This is a genomic window from Novosphingobium barchaimii LL02, assembly GCF_001046635.1.
Classification (GTDB): domain Bacteria; phylum Pseudomonadota; class Alphaproteobacteria; order Sphingomonadales; family Sphingomonadaceae; genus Novosphingobium; species Novosphingobium barchaimii.
This window is the reverse complement of the sequence record NZ_KQ130457.1, coordinates 60941-83454: the sequence shown is the minus strand read 5'-3', so window position 1 is coordinate 83454 and position 22514 is coordinate 60941. Positions and strand designations below refer to the sequence as shown.

At 64.9% G+C, this 22514-nt stretch carries 15 protein-coding genes and 1 pseudogene; 5 read left to right on the top strand and 11 right to left on the bottom strand.

Annotation, left to right across the window (positions count from 1 at the left end; translation table 11 throughout):
- Positions 1-287: 287 nt before the first annotated feature.
- The 7 genes and pseudogenes from V474_RS19295 to V474_RS19265 form a co-directional block, all read right to left on the bottom strand.
- Complete coding sequence (locus V474_RS19295) at positions 288-1259, bottom strand: copper resistance protein B (RefSeq protein WP_148649472.1); 972 nt, start codon at positions 1257-1259, stop codon at positions 288-290.
- Positions 1259-2992: a copper resistance system multicopper oxidase gene (locus tag V474_RS19290; RefSeq protein ID WP_059153041.1), complete on the bottom strand. Its 1734-nt coding sequence runs from the start codon at positions 2990-2992 to the stop codon at positions 1259-1261. The genes V474_RS19295 and V474_RS19290 overlap by 1 nt, the downstream gene beginning before the upstream one ends.
- Before the next feature lie 218 nt (positions 2993-3210).
- Positions 3211-3468: pseudogene (locus V474_RS19285) on the bottom strand (multicopper oxidase domain-containing protein); the annotation flags it as partial.
- Positions 3469-3591: 123 nt separating this feature from the next.
- Entirely contained in the window at positions 3592-4170 is a 579-nt protein-coding gene (locus V474_RS19280; protein ID WP_236711345.1) for an RNA polymerase sigma factor, read from the bottom strand.
- Positions 4167-4601 (bottom strand): periplasmic heavy metal sensor, encoded by a 435-nt coding sequence (locus tag V474_RS19275; protein WP_059153039.1) that lies wholly within the window; start codon positions 4599-4601, stop codon positions 4167-4169. The genes V474_RS19280 and V474_RS19275 overlap by 4 nt, the downstream gene beginning before the upstream one ends.
- 4 nt (positions 4602-4605) lie before the next feature.
- On the bottom strand, positions 4606-4884 hold the full coding sequence (locus tag V474_RS19270) for a hypothetical protein (protein ID WP_059153038.1): 279 nt from the start codon (positions 4882-4884) through the stop codon (positions 4606-4608).
- A gap of 298 nt (positions 4885-5182) precedes the next feature.
- Positions 5183-8011, bottom strand: coding sequence for a TonB-dependent receptor (locus V474_RS19265; RefSeq protein WP_059153037.1), 2829 nt, complete (start codon positions 8009-8011; stop codon positions 5183-5185).
- 176 nt (positions 8012-8187) lie between these two features.
- Here V474_RS19265 and V474_RS19260 point away from each other — a divergent pair, with 176 nt between their 5' ends.
- Positions 8188-8829: a glutathione S-transferase family protein gene (locus V474_RS19260; RefSeq protein ID WP_059153036.1), complete on the top strand. Its 642-nt coding sequence runs from the start codon at positions 8188-8190 to the stop codon at positions 8827-8829.
- Between the two features lie 18 nt (positions 8830-8847).
- Here V474_RS19260 and V474_RS19255 read toward each other — a convergent pair whose 3' ends face one another.
- Positions 8848-9108: a hypothetical protein gene (locus tag V474_RS19255; RefSeq protein ID WP_059153035.1), complete on the bottom strand. Its 261-nt coding sequence runs from the start codon at positions 9106-9108 to the stop codon at positions 8848-8850.
- Positions 9109-9575: 467 nt separating this feature from the next.
- On the opposite strand from V474_RS19255, the gene glgX reads away from it, so the two are divergent.
- From glgX to treY, 3 genes are read left to right on the top strand one after another with little or no spacing between them, the layout of a single operon-like run.
- On the top strand, positions 9576-11690 hold the full coding sequence (gene glgX / locus V474_RS19250) for a glycogen debranching protein GlgX (RefSeq protein WP_059153034.1): 2115 nt from the start codon (positions 9576-9578) through the stop codon (positions 11688-11690).
- 13 nt (positions 11691-11703) lie between these two features.
- Entirely contained in the window at positions 11704-13422 is a 1719-nt protein-coding gene (gene treZ / locus V474_RS19245) for a malto-oligosyltrehalose trehalohydrolase (protein ID WP_059153033.1), read from the top strand.
- Positions 13423-13438: 16 nt separating this feature from the next.
- The gene (gene treY / locus V474_RS19240) at positions 13439-15664 is read left to right on the top strand and encodes a malto-oligosyltrehalose synthase (protein ID WP_059153032.1); all 2226 of its coding nucleotides are present in this window, start codon (positions 13439-13441) and stop codon (positions 15662-15664) included.
- A 212-nt stretch (positions 15665-15876) separates the two neighbouring features.
- Here treY and V474_RS19235 read toward each other — a convergent pair whose 3' ends face one another.
- Genes V474_RS19235 through V474_RS19225 form a run of 3 tightly spaced genes read right to left on the bottom strand, consistent with a single transcriptional unit; the run spans position 15877 to position 21701 of the window.
- Positions 15877-17343 carry an efflux transporter outer membrane subunit gene (locus V474_RS19235; RefSeq protein WP_201786070.1) on the bottom strand — a complete coding sequence of 489 codons (1467 nt, stop codon included), beginning with the start codon at positions 17341-17343 and terminating at the stop codon, positions 15877-15879.
- 2 nt (positions 17344-17345) lie between these two features.
- On the bottom strand, positions 17346-20531 hold the full coding sequence (locus V474_RS19230; RefSeq protein WP_059153031.1) for an efflux RND transporter permease subunit: 3186 nt from the start codon (positions 20529-20531) through the stop codon (positions 17346-17348).
- Between the two features lie 6 nt (positions 20532-20537).
- The gene (locus V474_RS19225) at positions 20538-21701 is read right to left on the bottom strand and encodes an efflux RND transporter periplasmic adaptor subunit (protein ID WP_059153030.1); all 1164 of its coding nucleotides are present in this window, start codon (positions 21699-21701) and stop codon (positions 20538-20540) included.
- A gap of 101 nt (positions 21702-21802) precedes the next feature.
- Here V474_RS19225 and V474_RS19220 point away from each other — a divergent pair, with 101 nt between their 5' ends.
- Positions 21803-22417: a TetR/AcrR family transcriptional regulator gene (locus V474_RS19220; protein WP_059153029.1), complete on the top strand. Its 615-nt coding sequence runs from the start codon at positions 21803-21805 to the stop codon at positions 22415-22417.
- Positions 22418-22514 lie beyond the last annotated feature (97 nt).

Below are 22514 nucleotides of genomic sequence, written 5' to 3'. Positions count from 1 at the left end.
CTGGAAAAGCAGTTCGCCCTGCACTGGGCGTACCCTCGTTTCGGCCGGCGGAGGCACTGCGCGCGTGAGACCGCGCCGCTTCGGCGAGCGTGTAGACTGCCTGGGTGCGCACCGCGATGATGGTGATCGACCCTATACCCCTGATAGTGACGTCGAAGCAGACCGGCTTTCACCAATTCAGACACGGCCCTTCTGACGTTGGTTTTCCCGGACTGTAGTACGCGAGCGCGGGCCTCATCGTCGACGACCGATGTCCGCAAAATGATCGACATCCTGAAAGGCAAAAATCAAAACATGGCACGCACGCCGAAAACCACCGAGACCCCGGACACATCCTCACCCGCAACCTGCGCAATCCGAGCGGTTCCTCCCAACCTACGCTCCCAATTGACGCCAACGTAAGGCGCCAGCGAACGATTGTGGTCGTAGCGAAGCCTCGCGCCCATTTCGAGGCGCTCGAAGCCGGCACCGACGTTCAGCGCCGGTACGTCCTGAAACGCGAAATCCACCTCGGCCTCGGGCTCAACCACAAGCGACTGGGTGATGCGCTGTGTATAGCTCGCCTTGCCGCGAGCATGGACATCGCCCTTGTTCGAGACGAGTAGCTGACCTTGCACATCGAACCAGTACGGCGCCAACCCCTCGATCCCGACTAACGCGTACGTACGTTGCGGATCGGGACGAAAATCCTGCCGCATGCCGAGTTGCAGGTTGAACCATGGGTCCAGCGCATGACGCCAGTAGGCACCGAGTTCGATACGTTCGGCGCGCTCGGCGAACGTGCCCTCGCCTTCGCTGGCCAGAACGATCCGGTCGATATCGCCTCCATACCACGCCCGCCCGTCCCAGCCGAAGCCATCGCCGCCCTTGCCGGTGCGCAATTCCAGTTGGTCGACCTGAAGCGCGAATGTCCTGAAGGTCATCTCCTCTATCATCGCCGCGCGCGAGGCTGCCATGCGGTCGGGCTCGAAAAAGCGTTCGGCAGGAAAATCGGTCGGCGGCGCCGGCGGCGGGGCATCGCCTGGCTCGTCGCTGACTGTGCTTTCCGGCATGGCATGGGCGGAGTGATCCATGCCCTTCATGTCCTGCCCGCTCATACCCATGCCAGGCATGTCCACCTGTGAATGGTCCATGTTGCCATGATCCATACCGTCATGGCCGCCACTATGCGGCAATGTGGTGTCGGTCTCCTGCGCCTGTACGACAAGCGGAGAGCCAGCCAACAGCAGCGAGGTGAGGATCGGTAAGAGCCGAGCCATCAGGCTTCTCTTTCCTTTCGGACCGTCACGACCCGCATCATGCCAGCATGCATATGCAGAAGCATGTGGCAGTGGAACGCCCAGTCACCCTCGCCATCGGCTGTGAGATCGAACGAAGCTTTTCCGCCCGGCAGTACGTTGACGGTATGCTTGCGCGCGCGGCTTCCCGGCTCGCCACTGACCAGTTCGAAGAAGTGGCCATGGATGTGGATCGGGTGTGGCATCATCGTGTCGTTGATGAGGTTGACGCGCACGCGCTCACCCAAACGGAAGGAGATCGGCGTCGGGTTCTCCGACATCGCCTCGCCGTCCATGGACCACATATACCGCTCCATCGCGGCCGTCAGGTGCACGTCGATCTGGCGGCTCGGCACGCGAGTATCCGGATTGGGATTGCGCGAGCGCAGATCGGCATAAGTCAGCACGCGGTGATCTACGCTTTCTAACCCGGTCGGGCGGTCGCCCAGACGATCTACCGGCATCGGCGAAAGCGTGGCGACGCCTGGCCCCATCTTCACGCTCGGCGCGACCGACGGATCGCGCATCGACATCGAGTGGCCGCTGTCCTCTCCCATATCCATGCCGTCCATATCCATACCCATGTCGCGCATGGTGAGGACCGGGCGTTCACGCAGCTTCGGCGTTTCACCCACAAGGCCCGGCCGCTGCGCCAGTGTCGCGCGGACGAGCCCGGAGCGGTCGATGGCCTCTGCGATCACGCCGTAGCTTTCTGCGGTGCCTGGCTGGACGATGAAGTCGTAGGTCTCGGCAATTGCGATCTGCACTTCATCGGTTTCGACCGGCTGCACGGGATTGCCGTCTGCCGCCACTACCGTCAGCGGCAAGCCGGGGATGCGGAAGTTGAAATTGGTCATCGACGAGGCGTTGATAACGCGCAGGCGCACTTTCTCGCCCGGCGCAAAAAGCCCGGTCCAATTTTCGGTATTGCCATGGCCGTTGACGAGGAAGCTGTAGGTTGATCCGGTTACGTCCGAGATGTCGGTCGCGTCCATACGCATCGCCCCCCAGGCGAGGCGGTCGGCCAGCGACTGGTCCTTACCCGCAAGCAACCCCGAAAGAGTTTGGCGCTGGCGGTTGAAGTAACCGCCCATCATCTTCAGTCGGCGCATCTGCTCGTGCGGATGGATCGGACTCCAGTCCGAAAGGACGAGCACATGCTCGCGGTCACAGGCGATCGGATCGGCACCGGCAGGATCGATCACGATCGGCCCGAACAGTCCTTCCGCCTCCTGCATTCCAGAGTGCGAGTGGTACCAGAAGGTGCCCGCATGGGTGAGCGGGAACTCATAGACGAACGTCTCACCCGGATCGATGCCGGGGAAGCTGACTCCCGGTACGCCGTCCATCTGGAACGGCACCAGCAATCCGTGCCAGTGGATGGAGCTCTGCTCCTTCAGGCGATTGGTGACGGCGATACTCACCGTTTCGCCTTCGCGCAGGCGCAGCAGCGGCGCGGGCAACGTACCGTTGACGGTTACGGCATGGCCCGATCGGCCGCCGGTCGCAAAATGGCTTTCGCCAATCTGAAGTGCGATGGAATTGCCTGACAGAACGCCGGAATCGGTGCCGGCATGAACGATGCCCGACGTCCCGCTCCGCGCCCAACCCGGGAACAGACCCGACATGCCAAGACTGCCAGCGAAAGCGCCGCCAAGGGCAAGGAAACGCCTGCGTCGAAGCAGGGCGCTATGGAAGCTGTAATTTGGCGTCATCGTCAGGATACGCGGCTCACGGGGCTATCCCTCACCGACGCGTGACAATTTTTTACGTGAAAGAAGAGCCGATGCCCGCTGCCTTGAAGAACCTGTCACACCCCTCCGTTCCCGCTAGCCCTTGCTGCCTTCAACGCAGGATGCGCGGTCAAGGCCATGCCGATTTGCACCGTCATGGCGAGGCCCGGCAGGCAGAAGTTGAAGTTGGTCGTCGACTAGACGTTGATGATAGGCAGCCGCACCCGCTCACCCGGCGCGAACAGGACGGTCCAGTTGCCGGCCGTGTCTGGGCCGTCGATAAGGAAATCGTACGTGGAACCGGTGACATCGCAAATGTCGGTGGAGTCCATCCGCTGTGCAAAGGTCTGGTCGTGGATCGAGGTATCCTCGTGCTGGCCATTGGCAGCGCAAAGGCGCTCGTGCTGGCCTTCCTTCAGGCGGATCAACGGCCCCGGCATTGTGCCGTTAGCCGTCACCGCTTACCCTTCGCGCCCGCCAATGCGACGTGGATATGCCCGATATCATGGCGGATACGCTCCCCCAAAAGCATCGCACCTTGCACCGCGCATGATCGTCCGGCGGTCGAGTTTAGATGGTGGCTATACCCTCAAACTCTCGGTCAATTTCATGCGGGCGCGGTAAAGGCGTGTCTCTACCGCCTTCGCGCTGAGGCCCAGCAGAGCGGCTACGTCGGTCTGGCTCATGCCCTCAATGGTGCGCAGCAACAGCACCGAGCGCAGGTTTTCAGGCAGAGCAGCGATCGCGCAGCGCGTACGCGCCAGTTCCTGCCGAGCGGCGACCTGCTGTTCCTGACCCGGCGCGATGTCCGATACCTGCAGCCCTTCATCCATCGGACGGGCGCGGGAGAAGAAGCTGCGCACCTTGCGCCTCCTCCGCCAGTCGCGCGCCTTGTTGATGGCTATGCGCATGATCCAGAAGCGGAACGGGCGCGCCGGATCGTAGCGATCCAGATGCGCAAAGGCCGCGATGAAGCTTTCCTGCGTAACGTCCAGCGCAGCATCGCCGTCGTCGATCTGCGCGCGCACCAGTTGATAGACGGCATCGCGGTGACGCGCCATCAGCGCCCGGTATGCATCCTCGCGGCCGGACAGGGCAAGCGCAGCCAGCGTGCCGTCGTCATCGGCACCGGGTACGGCGGCGGGCGACAGCGGGCTCACTGCTGCGGTGCGGTCAGCGCGTCCACCATCGCCTTGTCGAAACGCTGCGCCTGATCGGGGCGCAGGACGGCACGCATCGCGAACAGATGCCGCAGCGTTTCCTTCTGCAGCATACCCATAGCATGGTGCGAACGGTCCACCGCATCGGCGACATGCGGACCGTAGCCCTTCTCCGCCTGAATCGCCGCAGCGAGACGGCGGTTGTCGTCGCGCATCTCCTGCTCGTAGCCGGTCTGCCGCGCCGCGAAGCTGCGTTCCAGCGCCTCGATCCGCGCCGTCTGTGCGGCGTCCAGTTTCAGCTCATGATGGATCAGGGTGTGGAAGCGGTTCTCAATCGGCGGTTCGGGCGTGAACAGCAGGCGACCGATGAATACCCCGGCGATCGCAGCCAGAAACGCGAAGAGAACGATGAGGTACGAAGGACGCGCCACCGTCTCAGCGCCCGCCCATCAGCAGGGATGACGGCGCGCTGGAAGGCACGGCGTTGAGCGCGAAGGACGGCACCGCGCGCGCGCTTTGCGGTGCGGAGAAACTGGCGACGAAACCGATGCCCAGCGCCATCACGCTGGTCAGCACCAACGTGCGGCGCGCCGCACCCTGCGCGCGCCGCTGGCCCATGCCTGCCAGCACGGCGGCGTCTATGTTCGCCAGCCGCGGGTCGGCACCGTCACCGCCCAGGTCCGCCAGCAGTTCGTCGATATCGCGCATCTTCATTACCTCCACTCCCCACCTATACGCAGCCCGCACAAAAATCACTCACGGCCATGAGGGACAGCCTGGGAGCGCGCGTATCCAAGCGACGGCCCCGTGCCCGGCCAGGTAGCGCTGGTCGAAAGCTACGCGCAGCCGACCGTGGTCTGTGAGATCATGCCCTACGGCGTATGGTCGCGCGTGGGCGACGGCGAGTTGGAGAAGAATACCCTGGCGGAAATGCCCAAGGTAACCGTCTCCGCCAAGCCCGTCCGTATGCGGTCACCGTGGTCCGCGCCCTCACGCTGCTGGTGCGCTCGCGTCAGAAGATGCGCCGCACCGACAGCAGCAGAGTGCGCCCCAGCGGGTCGAGATAGTCGCGCTGATAGGCATAAGGCGTGGTCCCGGTGGCGTCGGTCACCCGTTGGCGGGTATCGAACAGGTTCTGCGCCGACAGCGTGATACGCGTGCCGCGCGCCCATGCCTTCCCGCGAAAGCGATTCTGAAGGTTGGCGAATATCCTGAGGTCGAGCGTAGCGAGCGCGCCGAAGTGCAGGTCGCCGGCCGCCGAAGACATGCTATCTCCCGAAACGGTGGTCGCGGCTTGCCAGTTGCCCTCAAGCCTTGCGCCAAGACCGTTGTCGGTCACGCCCAGGGTCGCGGTGACTTTGTGCTGCGGGGTGCTGCTGCCGCTGATCGTCCCGCCGTGAAGCAGGTCGATCGTGTCGCTGCCCTCTGTCAGTTGCACTTCCTGGCGCAGAACCCAGGTGTGATAGACCGAGGCCAGAAGCCGCGCGCCGTTGTCGCTGCCGCCCGAGAACCCGCGTCCGCCTCCCCCGCGAGGGCCTCCGCCGCCAGGGCCACCACCCGGCCCACGGCGCCCGCCCATTCCTTCGGGGCCGCCGCCCGGAGGAGGGCCAAAGCCGTCGGCCGGCGGACCGTCGCCGGGAGGCGGGCCAAAACCGTCCGGCGGCGGGCCACCGGGGAACGCACCTTCGGGGCCGCGCTCCTCGCGGTTGCCGTTGACGGTGATCTCGGTGCCTTCGCCCGGCGGGCCATCCTGGCGCTCTGCCTGCGGATCCACAGCCTGGGCCGGCTCTCTTGTCTGGTCGCCCGGCTGGGCCTGGTCCGCCCGTGGTCCCCAGCGGCCGGGTCCCGCGCCTCGCTCTCCCCCGCGCGGCCAAGGCCGCCGCTCGGGCCGCTTGGCCTTGCGCAGCTGGGCCGAGAAATTGAAGCCCCAGCGCACCTGTTCGGTGCGCTGGCGATAGATATTCACCGGACGGGCATCGACTTCCACCAGCGTGCCTTCGGCATCGCGCATGAAGCGGTCGGGGAACGCGTCCTCGACCGCCGCGGTCACGCCGCCCAAACTCATCACCGCGTTGCGGTTGCGGCTGTCGACATAGCTGGCGGTGAAGTTGAGCTTCGGCTCGCTCATAATCTTGGCGTTGACGCCCAGCCTGAAGACATGGCGGTCGTCGGCCTTGAGCCCGGCGTTGCCGCCCGTCACGCTGGTGACCAGCACCGTCTGGCCGGTGACGTAATCATAGACCCGCTGGTTGCTGCTGATGGTCACCGGATTGCCGAGCTGCGCCACGGTGGGCGCGCTGCGGTCCTGATTGAGCGATGCGATCACGCTGACCCCGGTGACCGGCGCCCAGTTCACCCCGAAGCCGAAAGTGCCCAGCGTGCCATAGTCGGAAACTTGCGTGATCCCGCCGTTGAGGTTCAGGCTGATCGTACCGACCGCGCCCAGAACGCCCTTGCTGCGGCTGGTCAGCGGTACGTCGACGCTCAGCCTGGCGCTGCCGTTGGTACGGTTTGCGTCGCCGCTGCTGGTCAGCCCGTCCCGCACCGTGGTCGAAGACTGCGCGGTGAAATCGCCGCCTAGCTTCAAACTCACGCCAAGGTCGCCCGCAGGTAGCTTCAGCAGTTTGCCGAACAGCAACATGCTGGCGCTGCCAGTGTCGCTGTTTGAATTGGCGCGGTTGGTGACCATATCGCCCAGCAAGGCGGCAGACAGCGTGCCATAGGGATCGACTGCCGTGTTCCCGCCGTCCAGCGCAGCCTGCAGCGCACTGGTATCGTACCCGTTGTCCGACCGGGTTTCCGACTGCGAATGCGCATAGCTGCCGATGACCGACAGCTTCCAGCGCGTGGACAGGTCGACGTTCAGTGTGCCCCCGGCCGAGACGGCGCCCGAGTTCGTCGCTTTGCGCAGCGGATCGGTCGAAAGATAGCGGCTCAGTGTCGTTCCGGTGCCGTCCGAATAGGGGCTATCCGCCGGGATCGTCAGGTCGCCCGTGGCCAGCCCGTCGAGTCCACGGCTGGTCGCATATGTACCCTTCAGGTTGAACGAAGCGTTGGAAGTGGCGCTCAGTTCGTGCGCCAGGCTGGCCGCCAGCGCATAGTCGCGCGTCGATGCCTGAAGCGTGCGATAGGCGGTTTCGTCGGCAATGCCGCCCGCCGGGGTCACGCCGCTGTCTGGATCGGCGGCGATGCCCCGGTCGCTTTCGCGGATGGCGGCCTGGGTATCGACCCTGCCGATCAGGTTCAGCCGGTCGTTGTCGCGGATTTGTGTGTAGGTGAAGGCGCCGGAACCCTGCCCGCCCCCGCCCTGCGCCGCCATGCCGCCGCCAAGGTTGGCGACGCGCGACTTGAAGCGGCGCTTGAGAATGATGTTCACCACTTTGGCCTGCGCATCGTAGCCGTACTTGATGGCGACTTCCTCGGGCAGGATATCCACGCGCAGGACCGATTCAACCGGCAGGTCGCCCACCTCGTTGACGCCCGATACGCGCTTGCCGTTTACCAGCACGACCGGCCCGCTGGACGCATCGCGCCCAGCAATACTGCTGGTCTGGTCAGCGATCTCGGCCAGCAGGTCGCTGACCGAATCGACGCCGTAGGACGCGATCTCAGCTTGTCCGAGCTGGTTTTCCGGCGGCACATCGCCGATCACCGCGCCTGGTACGGCCTGCCCCGTGACGATGATCTCGTCCTCGGCGGACGCTACGACGGCCGGAGCGCTTTTTGCCGAAGCCGGCGCGGCGGCGGTCTTTTGCGCCAGTGCTTCCCCCGGCATCGCCGTCGACGCGAGCAGGATGCATAGCAGGCCGGGGCCTGACCGAAGGGGGACCGTATTCCTCATGGCCTTCGGGCTATGATGGCAAGGGCGCACAAAGTAGCCGCAAATGGTAAGAAATTGTATTGGCCATCGCGGCGCGTCCCCGGGTGCCCAAGGGCCTAGCGGCGGAAAATCGAGGCCCGACGCAACATTCCGCGATTTCGTCCCTTGTCGACACATGCCTCATGGGAAGGGATTAACTGTTGCTCACCGTCCATCATCTCGAAAATTCGCGGTCGCAGCGCATCCTGTGGATGCTCGAAGAGCTGGGGATGCCTTACAAGGTTACCCGGTATGAACGGAACAAGGAAACGATGCTTGCGCCGCCCGAACTGCGCGCGGTGCATCCCCTTGGCAAATCACCCGTCATCGTCGACGAGGATGGCGCGGGACAGCCATGCACGGTGGCCGAAACCGGAGCGATCATCGAATATTTGGTAGCGAAGGCCGGCGGCATCCTGGGCTCTCCGGATGAAAGGCAGGCGGCGCTCCATTATCGTTATTTCCTGCATTATGCGGAAGGTTCGCTGATGCCGCCGCTGCTGATCAAGCTGGTGCTGGGCATGATCCCACTTGTCGGCAAAATCGCGCAGAAGCGGCTGCAACCCATGATCGACGTCCACCTCGATTTCGTCGAAAGCGAGCTTTCCGCCCGGCCCTGGTTCGCGGGAGATACTTTTACCGCAGCCGACATCATGATGAGCTTCCCGCTTGAAGCAGCGCGCGATCGCGGCGGACTGGACAGCTCGCGGCCCGCCGTCATCGCGTGGCTCGAAACGATCCATGCGCGACCTGCCTACCAAGCCGCGCTGGCCCGGGGCGGTCCTTACAAATACGCCTGAGAGCCTTCGATCCGCGCGTTAGGTAACGGCGCGGATCGTCTGTACTCCCGGCCCGATGTCCTCGTGTTTGGGCGCCGAAGCCATAAGAGCATCGTGCTCGGCGAACACCCGCTCGATCTCGTCGCGCTTGTCGAAGATCATGCGGGCGACGCCGCCGGTCATGCCGCCCTCGTCGCCGACCCGCCCGAGGACACCGGCGAGGTCCTCCAGCGTAGCCCTTTCGGCGCTGCTATGGAGCCCACCCTTGGAATCGCGATAGGCGATGCATTCGCTTGCCATGTGCCGTCCCCTTCTCTGGATAGAAACAAAATGCGCCAGTTCGGCTAGAGTTGCATCCGGAATTATACGGATGATGGCTTTCCGTCGTCGGGTTTTCTGGGGATGAAACCCATAGGCCGACCCTGCCACCGCTGCTCCCAGCCAAGCTGCGCCTACCTTATGCAGGGACGGCCGATCTAGCCGGTTCCTCCGGCGATGCTCATTGCCGACTCAGCTTCGGCAACCCGTCGACGGCCCTGGATACGCCGCTTCCCGGCGCATGGTTATACGCTAGCATCGACATCAAAGCCTGGCTGGCCGGGCCAATCTTCGATTCTAGCGCATACTTGCCCTCATCCGGTGGGAACGCCCGGCCAGTGTGCGAGTTAGCAGTCGCAGCATCACGGGAATTGCAGGTTTCCGGGCATAGCCGGCGTGGTCTGTATGCCATGGCCTTTTCCTGCACCCGTACCATTTGGAGTGTCGCAATGTCGCAGGGGTCCGCCGAGTTTTCCTTCGCCAAGCCGGAGCGTCTGATCCACGAACTGGGCGCCGAATATACCGGCCAGGGCACGCATTTCGCGGTCTTTTCCGAAAATGCCGAAGCTATGGAACTGTGCCTTTTCAGCGATGACGGCACACAGGAAGTCTCACGCATGGAACTGCCCTCGCGCGAGGGGTCGGTGTTCACCGGCTATGTTCCCGGCATAAAGCCCGGTCAGCTTTACGGCTTTCGCGCAAACGGCCCTTACGAGCCCGAGCGCGGCCATCGCTTCAACCCCAACAAGCTGCTGCTCGATCCCTACGCCCGCGAGGTATCGGGCGCGGTACGCTGGGACGATGCGCTGTGGAGCTATGACCTGACCACCGGCGACGATACCACGTTCGACCACCGCGATTCCGCGCCGTTCATGGTCAAGAGCGTGGTGCAGGACCCCGATTTTGACTGGGAAGGCGATCAGACCCTGGCCCGCCCCTGGACCGAAACCGTGGTCTACGAGGCTCATGTACGCGGCCTGACCATGCAGCATCCCGACGTCCCCGAAGCCCTGCGCGGCACTTATGAGGGCATGGCGAGCGAGCCGATCCTCCACCACTTGCGCAAGTTGGGCGTCACCGCGATCGAACTGCTCCCCTGCCAGTTCTTCCTCGACGACAGGATGCTGCTGGACAAAGGCCTGTCGAACTACTGGGGCTACCAGACGCTGGGCTTCTTCGCCCCCGAACCGCGCTTTCTGCGTTCCGGCGACGTGGCGCCCCGCGCGATCAAGCAGTTCAAGGACATGGTGAAGCGGTTCCACAAGGCCGGGATCGAGGTCATCATGGATGTGGTTTACAACCACACCGCCGAAGGCTCCGAAAAAGGGCCTACCCTGTGTTTTCGCGGCCTCGACAACGCCAGCTACTACCTGCTGAGCCCCGAAAACCCGCGTTACAGCTTCGACACTACCGGCACGGGCAACACGCTGCAGGTGGCCCATCCGATGGTCATGCGCATGGTCCTCGATTCCCTGCGCTACTGGGTGCAGGTGATGCACGTCGACGGCTTCCGCTTCGACCTTGCCTCCACCCTGGGCCGCGAGGCAGCGGGCTTCGACCGCGAAGGCGGCTTCTTCGACGCGATCCGGCAAGACCCGATCCTTGCCGGCGTGAAGCTGATCGCAGAGCCATGGGACGTGGGCCTTGGCGGCTATCAGGTGGGCGGCTTCCCCCACCCGTTCCGCGAATGGAACGACAAGTTTCGCGATACCACCCGCAGCTTCTGGCGCGGCGACGAGGGCCAGGTGGGCGACATCGCCCAGCACCTGATCGGCTCGCCCGTCCAGTTCAACCATTCCGACCGGGGCGCGACCAGCTCTATCAACTTCCTCGCCGCGCATGACGGTTTCACGCTGATGGATACCGTCGCCTACAACGACAAGCACAACGAGGCGAACGGCGAAGGCGGCGCCGACGGGCACGACAACAACATTTCCGACGATATGGGCGCCGAGGGCCCCACCGATGACGAAGCCATCATCGCCGCCCGCGCCCGCCGCCGCCGCGCTATGATGGCCACGCTGCTGGTCAGCCAAGGCGTGCCGATGCTGCTATCCGGCGACGAGATCGGCAACAGTCAGCAGGGTAACAACAACGTCTACTGCCAGGACAACGAACTGGGATGGGTAGACTGGGACAACCGCGACGACGAATTCCTGAAATTCTGCACGGACATGATCGCGCTGCGCCACCAGTTCCCGGTATTGTCCCAGGAGAACTTCCTACAAGGCGACGCCAGCGATAACGAGCGCGTCGAGATCGCATGGTTCCAGCCCGACGGCCGCCCGATGGACCAGGAGCTGTGGAACCAGGAGGGCCTGCGTGTGCTGGGCATGATGATCGATTACTCCGCGCGCGAAGTCTTCCTCGACGGCGGACGGCCATTGTTCGCGGTGCTCAACGCGGGCGACGAACTGGACTTCGTACTGCCAAGCGGGAACGGCGCCGATCGCTGGGTCCGCGTGCTGGATACCGCCCGCGACGATCCCTTCACGTCCGAAGCCATCCCCGGCGAGACGGCGGCTATTTCGCCCGCCAGCCTCTGCCTGTTCCGTCCCGTCTGAGCGGGCACGGCATATGACGAATGCCTGGGGCGCGGCCCCGATCGACGACCGTCACTGGCGCTTCGGCCTCTGGGCACCGGATGCCGGCCATGTCGCGGTGGAATTGGGCGCGTCCGTCCTGGCAGCCCGGCCTGCCGGCGATGGCTGGTGGCGGCTCGATACCGATGCGCAGGCGGACAGCGCCTATCGCTGGATCGTGGACGGCGCCGCCTATCCCGATCCGGCCGCCCGCGCCCAGACCGGCGATGTCCACGGTCCCTCGCGCCTCGTCGATCCGTCGCGCTTCGCGTGGGAGCACGAATGGCCCGGCCTGCCGTGGCACGAGGCGGTCGTCTACGAACTGCACATCGGCACCTTCACTGCGGAGGGCTCCTTCGCCGCCGCCATCGCCCACCTGCCGCGCCTGCGCGATCTTGGCGTGACCATGATCGAGCTGATGCCCGTCGCCCAATTCGACGGAGCGCACGGCTGGGGCTACGACGGCGTGCTGCCTTACGCACCGCACCCCGCCTACGGCACACCCGACGATCTGCGTGCACTGGTAGACGCGGCGCACGGTCAGGGCATGGGCGTGCTTCTGGACGTAGTGTACAACCACTTCGGTCCGTCCGGGAACTACCTCGCGGCTTGGAACCCCGCGTTTTTCCATGAAGACCGCACCTCGCCGTGGGGTCAGGGAATTGCCTTCGAAACCCCCGCCGTGCGCGAATTCTTCATCGCCAACGCCCTGCACTGGCTGGACGAATACCGCTTCGACGGTCTACGCCTCGACGCCGTTCACGCCATCGAGGACCACTCGGCCAAGCACTTCCTCGACGAACTGGGCGAACGCATCCGCAGCCATGTCGCTGACCGCCCCATCCACCTCGTCACCGAGGACGAGCGTAACCTTGCACGCTACTTCACGCCGGAAGCGCCCTTCGACGCGACGTGGAACGACGATTGGCACCATGCCGTCCACTGCCTTCTGACCGGCGAGGACGAAAGCTATTACGCCCCCTTCGCGGTGGACCCGGTCGGCGACATCGCGAAAGCCCTCGCCGATGGCTATGTCGAGCAGGGGCAAAGCGGCCGGAACAGCGAGCCGCGCGGAGAGCCCAGCGCGCACCTGCCGCGCACGGCTTTCGTCAACTTCCTGGGCAACCACGATCAGGTCGGCAACCGGGCCCGGGGCGAGCGCCTGCATCAACTGGCGCCGGACAATCACGCCCTGCGCGTGGTCACCGCGCTAACGCTGCTTTCGCCTTTCGTGCCCATGCTGTTCATGGGCGACGAGTTCCTGACCCCGGCCCCCTTCCAGTTTTTCGCCGACTTTTCGGGCGATCTTGCCGAGGCCGTGCGGAAGGGCCGGGCGGAGGAATTCGCCGGGTTCGCCAGCTTCGGCGGCGACGTTCCCGATCCCATCGCGCGCGAAACCTTCCTCGCCTCGAAGATCGGCGAACCGGACCGTCCCGAGCAGTGGGAACACGAACAGTTCGTCCACGGCCTGCTGACCCTGCGCGCCGACCATCTCACCCCGCTGCTGGGGCAAAACCCGAACCCGGTGGCCGCCGTGCATCGCAGCGGGCCGCAGATCGAGGCGCGCTGGACATTCGGGTCCACCGCTCTTCTCCTGCGGGCTCGGCTCGGGATCGGGGAAGGTCCCGATTTCGAGCCGCACCCTGCGCCGATCCTGCAACTGTCCGATCCGTCCAGCCCCTTTGCGTTCTCTGCCGCCGTGACGGCCTTGTGAGACGGGAGTAACCTTGATGCCGCCAGCCGTACCCGTCGCTACTTATCGCCTCCAGCTGCGCTGCGGCGTCGATCTGGACCGCGCCCGAACGCTGCTGCCGTGGCTGGTACAGCTGGGGGTGAGCCACCTTTATCTCGCCCCGCCGTTCCACGCCGCCAGCGGCTCCACTCACGGCTACGACGTGATCGACCCGACCCGCATCGACCCCGTGTTGGGCGGCGAGGAAGCCTTTGCAGCGCTAAGCGAGGCCGCACAGCGGGTCGGCATCGGCATAGTGATCGATATCGTCCCCAACCACATGGCCTTCACGCCCGAAAACCCGTTCCTCGCCGATGTGATGCGCCATGGTGCAAACAGCCGCTTCGCCGCCGTGTTCGACATCGACTGGGAAAAAGGCCCCATCCACTTCCCGGTCCTGGACGGGACCCTGGCCGAGGTGCGCGCGGCAGACCAGATCGCGCTTGCAGGCAGCGGCGACGATCCGCAGCTGCGCATTTACGACCGAGAATATCCGCTGCGCGTGACGCCGCTCGCCCAGCGACTGGCGCACGCTGGCACCGCACTGGACGACGCCGCGCTCGATGCCCTGCTGGCCGAGCAGCACTGGTCGCTGGGCGACTGGCGCGCGAGCGCCGACCGCATCGTTCACCGCCGCTTCTTCAACATCACCGACCTCATCGGCGTGCGCCAGGAAGACGCGGACGTCTTCGCCCTCACCCACCGCTGGATCATCGATGCAGTCGCGGCCGGAAAGGTGCAGGGCCTGCGCGTCGACCACATAGACGGCCTCGCCCGCCCCGGCGGCTATCTCCACCGCCTGCGCGAGGCCGTGGGCGACACCCCGGTGTGGATCGAAAAAATCGTCAAACCCGGCGAGCAAATCCCTGCGAACTGGCCGATCGAGGGCATGAGCGGCTATGAATTCATGAGTCCTGTCACCCGCCTGCTGACCGATCCCGCCGGCCTTGCCGCCATGCGCGAGGCTGCGGACGGGGCGGTGCCCCCCTCCACCGCGCAAGAAGTGCGCAAAGTGCGCTGGGAACTGCTGGAACAGGTTTTCACGCCCGAACTGGAGCGCGTCACGGATGCCGCCATGGCCGCGCTGTCCGCCCCCGAGGATGCCAGGCCCGCGCTGATGGACGCGGTCGCCCGGCTGGCGACCGCCTGGCCGGTCTACCGTTCCTACGCTGCCGATCTGTGCCCCCTCTCCCCGCAAATCGCCGAGGCCGTCGCCGCAGCCGGCCCGCAACAAGACACAGCCCGGCTGCTGGACCTGCTGCGCGCGCCCGACGACCTGCTCGCCCGTACTTTCGCCGCGCGCTTCGAACAACTGACCGGTGCCCTCACCGCCAAGTCCGAAGAGGACACGGTGTTCTTCCGCAGCATCGCCTTCCTGCCCTTTTGCGAAGTCGGTTCGGAGCCGGACCTGGGCCCGGTCGATTGTGACGGGTTCGAAGAACTCATGGCGATGCGCGCGGCCGAAACACCGCTCGCGCTCGATGCGCTTTCCACCCACGATACCAAGCGTTCCGCCGATGCGCGCGCGGTGCTGATCGCACTCAGCCACTTCCCGCAAGCGGCACAGGACCTTTACGCCGAGGCCCGCGAAACCGCATTGAACCTTGGTCTGCCGGAAGGCTGGGGCATCTACGCCCTGCAAACCGCGCTAATCCTGCGCGGCCAGCCCGATGCGGACGAGCGGCTTGCCGCCCACATCGCCAAGGCCATGCGTGAGGCCAAGGAACTGTCCCGTCACGAAGCCCCCGACGAAGCCGCGGAAACCGCCGTCACCGCCCTGGCCCGCACGCTGCTGAACGACATGGCTGACGGCGGGCTGATGCCGCAGGAGCTTGCCGCATCGTTCCAGGCCGCGGTGGAGACAGTCGTTCTTGCCCAGGCCGCTCTGCAGCTGACCGCGCCCGGCGTGCCCGACATCTATCAGGGCACCGAAGGTCTTGCCATCGCCCTCACCGACCCGGACAACCGCCGTCCCGTCGACTGGGAGGGGCTGATGGCTCTGGACGGCGGCAACACCGGTCTATCCGCGCGCAAGCTCGCGCTGACCCGCGAACTGCTCGCCAGGCGCCGCGCCTCCCCGCGCCTGTTCGCGCAAGGCAGCTACCGGCTGGTCGCAGCCGAAAACGCACTGCTGGTCGAACGCGGCTGGGACGGCGAAAAGTTCACGTTCACCATCCCGATCCCGGTGCAACAGGCGGCGCGGCTCGCCGGTCAGGCCGCCTGATCGACTGCCGCGCGATCCCTACAGTCTGAACGGAAAGGCTCTCAGCCGCATCTGCTGAAGCCGCACTGGAAGCAGGTCAGCCACCCTTCGACGGGCGCTTAGCAATCATTTTCCAAAAGGCCCGCGCCGAAGCGCGCACACAGGATGCAAGAACGCCCGCACCTGCCGTTCGTCACGGCTGGCGCGGGCGCTGGAATGCCGAATTGCACGGATCAGTTGGCGGGAACGGTTCCCACCGCGCCCACGGCCCGGCTCTCTTCGAGACCGCCGCCGAGCGCGCGATACAGCTCCACAAGATTGCCGCCCTGAGCAAAACGGGTGGTGACCAGCTGCTGCTCGGCCGCATAAGCGGTGCGCTGGGCATCGAGCGTCGTCAGGAACGAATCCACCCCGGCGCGGAACCGGGCATCGGACAGCTTTGCCGCCACCTTCGCCGATTCAGCACGGCTTGACTGTGCCCGCACCTGGTCGCCGATCTTGCCCCGCTGGGCAAGCGCATCGGCGACTTCGCGGAACGCCGTCTGGATCGTCTTCTCGTACGTTGCGACGGCGGCCTGCTGCGACGCCTTGGCGTAGTTCAAGTTGCCGGTGCGGCGGCCGAAGTCGAACAGCGGCAAGCCAACGCTGGGGCTGGCCGTGTACGTATAGCTGCCATCCTTGAACAGGTCGGACAGCCCCAGGCCCAGCGTGCCGAGCGCGCCGGTCAGAGAGATAGTAGGGAAAAACGCGGCGCGCGCGGCGCCGATATTGGCGTTCTCGGCAATAAGCAGATGTTCGGCCTGAAGCACGTCGGGACGGCGTAGCAGCACGTCGGAATTGACGTCGCCCGGCAGCGCATCTCGGGTCGCCGGCTCGGCGCCGAGCCCTGCGGGAAGCTGCTCCTGCGCCACGGTGGTGCCGACAAGGAGGTTCAGCGCGTTCTGGTCGAGCGCAACGGTGGCCTCCAGCGCGGCGATATCGCTGACCGCGCCCTGATAGCTGGTGTCGGCCTGGCGCACTTCCAGTTCCGAACCGACGCCAATGCGAAACTGCTCCCGCGTGAGGCGCAGGGTGTCCTCGAACGTGCGCAGGGTTTCACGCGAAAGGCGCAGCTGTTCCTGATCCGAAGCCATCGTCAGCCAGGCGGTGGCGATCTCGGCGATCAGGCTGATGCGGGTGGAGCGCTGGGCTTCTTCGCTGGCGAAGACCTGCTCCTGCGCTGCGCGCGAAAGATTGCGCACCCGGCCGAACAGATCCAGCTCGAAAGACGTGAGGCCGATGGTGGCCTGGTAGATCTCGATGTCCTGCGAAGAACCGGTGCCCGTCCCGGTCCCGGCGCCGCCGGCACCCTGGAGGTTGTTGGTAAAGGTCCCGGTGCCGGTGGCATTGACCGTCGGCAGCAAGTCAGCGCGCTGGACCCGCAGCTGGGCGCGGGCCTGAAGTACGTTGGCGGCCGCGATCCGCAGGTCACGGTTGTTGGCGAGACCCGTCTCGATCACTTGCCGCAGGCGCGGATCGAGGAAGAAGTCCCGCCAGCCGATCCGCGACACGTCGACCGCATCGGTGGCCGCGGCAGGGTAAACCCCGCCTTGAGGCAAGGCGGCCGGGATTGCGCCCACGGGCCGCTCGTACTTGGGTGCAAGGTTGCACCCGGCGAGCAGCGCGGTGCCGGTGAGCAGGGCGATGAGCGACTTGGTCATGTTCAGAATCCCTGCGGCCCGACGCCGTCGTCGGAAGTGCGGTGCGTGTCTTCGGCTGCGGGCTTCTGCCGATCGGTCTGCCCGTGCTTGAACAGGCGGCAGATGACCACGAAGAACATCGGCACGAAGAAGATCGCGAAGACCGTGGCGGAAAGCATGCCGCCCACCACGGCGCGTCCGATGGCGTTCTGGCCGCCGGCGCCCGCGCCGGTGGAGATCGCCAGCGGCAACACGCCGAAGATGAAGGCCAGCGAGGTCATTAGGATCGGGCGCAGACGCAGCCTGGCTGCCTCCATCGCCGCATCGAAGGCGTTCATGCCCGCCTGCACGCGCTCCTCCGCGAACTCGACGATAAGGATCGCGTTCTTGGCCGAGACACCGATCGTCGTGATCAGGCCCACCTGCAGGTAGATGTCGTTGTTGAGACCCGTCAGCCACGCAGCGGTGACCGCACCGATGACGCCCAGCGGCACGACCAGCAGCACCGAGATCGGCACCGACCAGCTTTCGTACAGTGCGGCAAGGCACAGGAACACGATGAACAGCGACAACGCGTAGAGCATGGGCGCCTGACCGCCGGAAAGCCGCTCTTCATAGGACAGGCCTGTCCATTCCAGACCGGTGCCCGGCGGCAGTTTCGCCTGCATCTCGGTGATCGCCGCCATCGCGCCGCCGGTGCTCAGGCCTTGGCCCGGCGCACCCTGCAGCTCAACTGCAGGACGGCCATTATAGCGCGTCAGGATGACCGGAGCGTTCTTCCAGGAGAACGAGGAGAAAGCGCCGAAGGGAGCCATCTCGCCGCTCGTTCCCCGGACATAGAAGTTCTCGAGGTCCTCGGGCGTCTGGCGATAGGGTTCGTCAGCCTGAAGGTAGACGCGCTTGGTACGGCCACGATCGAGGAAGTCGTTGATATAGGCGCTGCCCCAGGCCGCTGAGATTTCCGAGTTGATCGCACTGAGATCGAGGCCGAGCGCGCTCGCCTTGTCCTGATCGATCTTGATGTCGAGCTGCGGCGCATCCTCGAGGCTGACCGGGCGGACCTGAGAGACGCGCTTGTCACCGCCGGCCATTCCCAGCATCTGGTTGCGCGCGGCAATCAGCTTTTCGTGCCCCATGTTGGTCTCGTCGACCAGCCACAGGTCGAAACCGGTGGCATTGCCCAGTTCCTGCACGGCAGGCGGGACCAGTGCGAAGATCATCGCGTCCCGGTACTTCGAGAAAGTGCCCATGGACCGGCCCGCGATCGCCGCGGCGCGATTTTCCGCTCCGCCGCGGTCAGCCCAGTCCTTGAGCTTGATGAACGCCATGCCGGCACTCTGGCCCTGGCCGTTGAAGGAGAAGCCGTTGATGGTGAATACGGATTCTACGTTGGCTTTCTCATCCTTGAGGAAGTGGTCGCGCACCGCGTCCAGCCCCTTCTGGGTCCGGGGCAGCGTGCCTCCCGGAGGGCCCTGGACAAGCGCGATCATCATACCCTGATCCTCATCCGGCAGGAAGCCGCCGGGCAGGCGCGAGAAGACCAGGCCCATGATGCCCACGATAACCAGGTAGATCAGGCCCGAACGCTTCCAGCTGCGCGCGGTGCGGGTGACGCCCTTTTCGTACTTCTGCGTTCCCCGGTCGAACTTGTCGTTGAACCAGCGGAAGAAGCGGGCAAGCAGACCGTTGCCCTGCCCCTGCTTGGGATCATGGGGCTTGAGGATTGTGGCGCACAGCGCCGGAGTGAGGATCAACGCGACCATCACCGACAGCGCCATCGACGACACGATGGTGATCGAAAACTGGCGATAGATGACGCCGGTGGAGCCGCCGAAGAACGCCATCGGCAGGAACACTGCCGAAAGGACCATGCCGATACCGATCAGTGCGCCGCTGATCTCGTCCATGGATTTTCGCGCCGCTTCCTTGGGAGACAGATGCTCCGTCTGGATCAGGCGTTCGACGTTCTCGACCACGACGATGGCATCGTCGACCAGCAGACCGATCGCCAGCACCATGCCGAATAAGGTCAATGTGTTGATAGAATAGCCCAGCATCGACATCACGCCGAATGTGCCGAGCAGCACCACGGGAACCGCAATTGTTGGAATGATCGTCGCGCGCCAGTTCTGCAGGAACAGGAACATGACAAGGAACACGAGCACGACTGCTTCGATCAGCGTGTGCACCACCTGCTCGACCGAGAGGCGGACGAAGGGAGTGGAATCGTAAGGGAAGGCGACCTTGACGTCCGAAGGGAAGTTCTTGGCGATCTTCTGCACTTCGGCCTTCACCGCATCCACGGTGTCGAGGGCATTGGCGCCCGAGGCCAGCTTCACACCGAAACCGGACGAATTCTTGCCGTTGAATTGCGTATCGAAACCGTAGATTTCAGCGCCAAGTTCGACGCGCGCCACATCGCGCAGGCGCACGACCGCGCCGCCCTGACCGGTGCGCAGGCGGATGTTCCCGAATTCCTCAGGAGTCTGCAGGCGCGACTGAACCGACACGGTGACGTTGAGCTGCTGCTCCTTCGACGAAGGAAGCTGGCCGAGCTGGCCTGCCGAAATCTGTGCGTTCTGGGCCGAGACAGCGGTGCTGATATCGGCGATCGTCAGGTTGTAGCTGCGCAGCTTGAGCGGATCGACCCAGATGCGCATCGCATACTGGGTGCCGAAGATCTGCAGTTCGCCCACGCCATTGATGCGGCTGACGGGGTCCTGTACCTGGCTGACGATATAGTCCGAGAGATCGTTGGCGTTGTGGCTGCCGTCCTCGGAATAAAGCGCGGTGACGAGCAGGAAGCTCGCTGCGGACTTCTGCACCTGCAGGCCCTGGCGTTGAACTTCCTGCGGCAGCAGCGAAGTCGCCGCCTGCAGCTTGTTCTGCACCTGAACCTGCGCGATGTCGGGGTCGGTGCCCTGCTCGAAGGTCAGGGTAATCGTCGCGTTGCCGGCCGAGGAGGACGAAGCCGAGAAGTAGCGTAGGTTGTCGATACCCTTGAGTTGCTGCTCGATGATCTGCGTCGTCGTGCGCTCAAGCGTTTCGGCATCGGCGCCCGGATAAGTGGCGCTGATCGTGACCGTGGGCGGCGCGATCTCGGGAAACTGTGAGATCGGCAAGCTGCGGATCGCAATCGCGCCGAACATCATCAGCACGATCGCGATGACCCATGCGAAGATGGGCCGGTCGATGAAATAACGGGACATGGTGGGTTACTGCCCCTGCTTCGGCTGCTGGCCCGCCGGCGCGTTGCCGCCGGGCTTTGCCTGCTGCGCCGGAACGGCCTTTACCGCCGCGCCGGGACGCGCGTTCTGAGCGCCTTCGACGATGACCTTTTCGCCGGCCTTCAGGCCGCCGGTAACCAGCCAGTTGGTGCCGACCGTGCGCGGTGCGGTGATCTTGCGACCCTCGACCTTGCCCTGCGCGCCGACGACGAGCACCGTCGGGGCGCCCCTCTCGTCGCGCGTAACGGCAACCTGCGGGATCAGGATGCCCTTGCTACGGGTGCCTTCGACCAGTTCGGCGCGCACATACATGCCGGGAAGCAGCAGGCCGCCGGTATTGGGGAACTGCGCCCGCACGACCTGGCTGCCGGTGGTGGGATCGACGCTGACGTCGGTGAACTTGAGCACACCTTCCTGCGGGTAGGCGCTGCCGTCCTCCAGCTTCAGGCGAACGCGCGCGGCGCCGCCCTCGCGCGAGATTTCACCCGAGAGCAACTGCTGGCGCAGCCTGAGAACGTCCGCGCTGGACTGCTGGATGTCGACGAAGATCGGGTCGATCTTCTGAATAGTGGTCAGTGCATCGGCCTGCGAAGCCGACACGAGAGCGCCGGTCGTGAAGGTCGAACGGCCGATGCGGCCCGAAATCGGCGCGCGAACGGTGGTGCGGCCCAGATCGATCTGGGCGGTACGCAGCGCGGCCTGCTGGGCGGCGACGTCGGCTTGGGCCTGCTGGGCGGAGACGGCGGCGTTCTCGGCGTCCTGGCGGGAAATCGCGTTGATCTTGACCAGTTCGTTATAACGCCGCGAAAGGGCAGCAGTGGAAGCGATCGCTGCGCGCGCGCGGCCCAGCGCCGCACGGGCGCTTGCCACCTGTGCTTCGTAAGGCGCGGGATCAATGCGATAAAGCGCCTGCCCGGCGCTGACCTGGTCGCCTTCGGTGAACAGGCGCTGGAGGATCAACCCGTTGACCTGCGGGCGCACGTCCGAAGTCTCGTAAGCGCTGGTACGGCCGGGAAGTTCGGTGCTGATGACCACCGCTTCCTCGCGCACGGTCACCACGCCGACCTCGGGCGGACCTGCGGGCGCGGCCTGTTCGCCTCCCCCTCCACAAGCGGACAGAAGCAGCACCAGGGCCGGGGTGATCTTTTTCATGGAGTCTATCCGCCAAGAGAGTTAAAGCGTGAGTGAGTGCTCACTCATGATTCGGGCGCTCTTTATTGCGTCGCAGCATCTATTGCAAGTCGGGAGAAGGAATGACAAACGACGGTACTATCGATCGACCGCGCGCCGCACGGTCGGCGGCCCGCCGACAACACCTCCTCCTCACAGCGCGTAACCTTTTTGTCGAGAAAGGGTTCCATCAAACCGGCGTGGCACAGATCGCCAACGCTTCCGGGATCGCCGTGGGCCAGATTTACAGGGATTTCGCGAACAAGGAGGCGATCATCGCCGCCATCTGCGAGGCCGACCTTTCAGGCTGGCTCCAGGAAGAGGTTCTGGAGGCCGCAGTGGCTGCCGGAGACAGCAAGGCGATCCGCGACTGGATCGAACGCGTCGCCATCGAGGAGCCCTCGAAGGAAGACCGCCGGCTGATGTGCGATCTGCTTGCCGAGGTCGGCCGCAACCCGATCATCGCGGATATCAATCGAAAGGTCGACGAACGCCTTAACACCAGCCTCGAGGCCGCGCTGGTTTCGCTCGCGCCCGGCACAACCAAGCAGCAGCGTGCGACGATGATGGATTTCATACTTTCGATCTCGTGGGGGATGGTCGCACGGATGGAACTGTATCCCTACCGCGAACATGAAACGCTGCGCCGCTATGTCCGTTCGCTGCTGCGACAGGAGATTGCCGCGCTGGGCCGCTGAAAATTCCGCCCTGCGCCGCGAATCCATCGACGGGTTGCGCGCATGGGCCGCACTATCGCCGCAACACGATTCGAGTCTGGAAAATGGCTCAAAACGG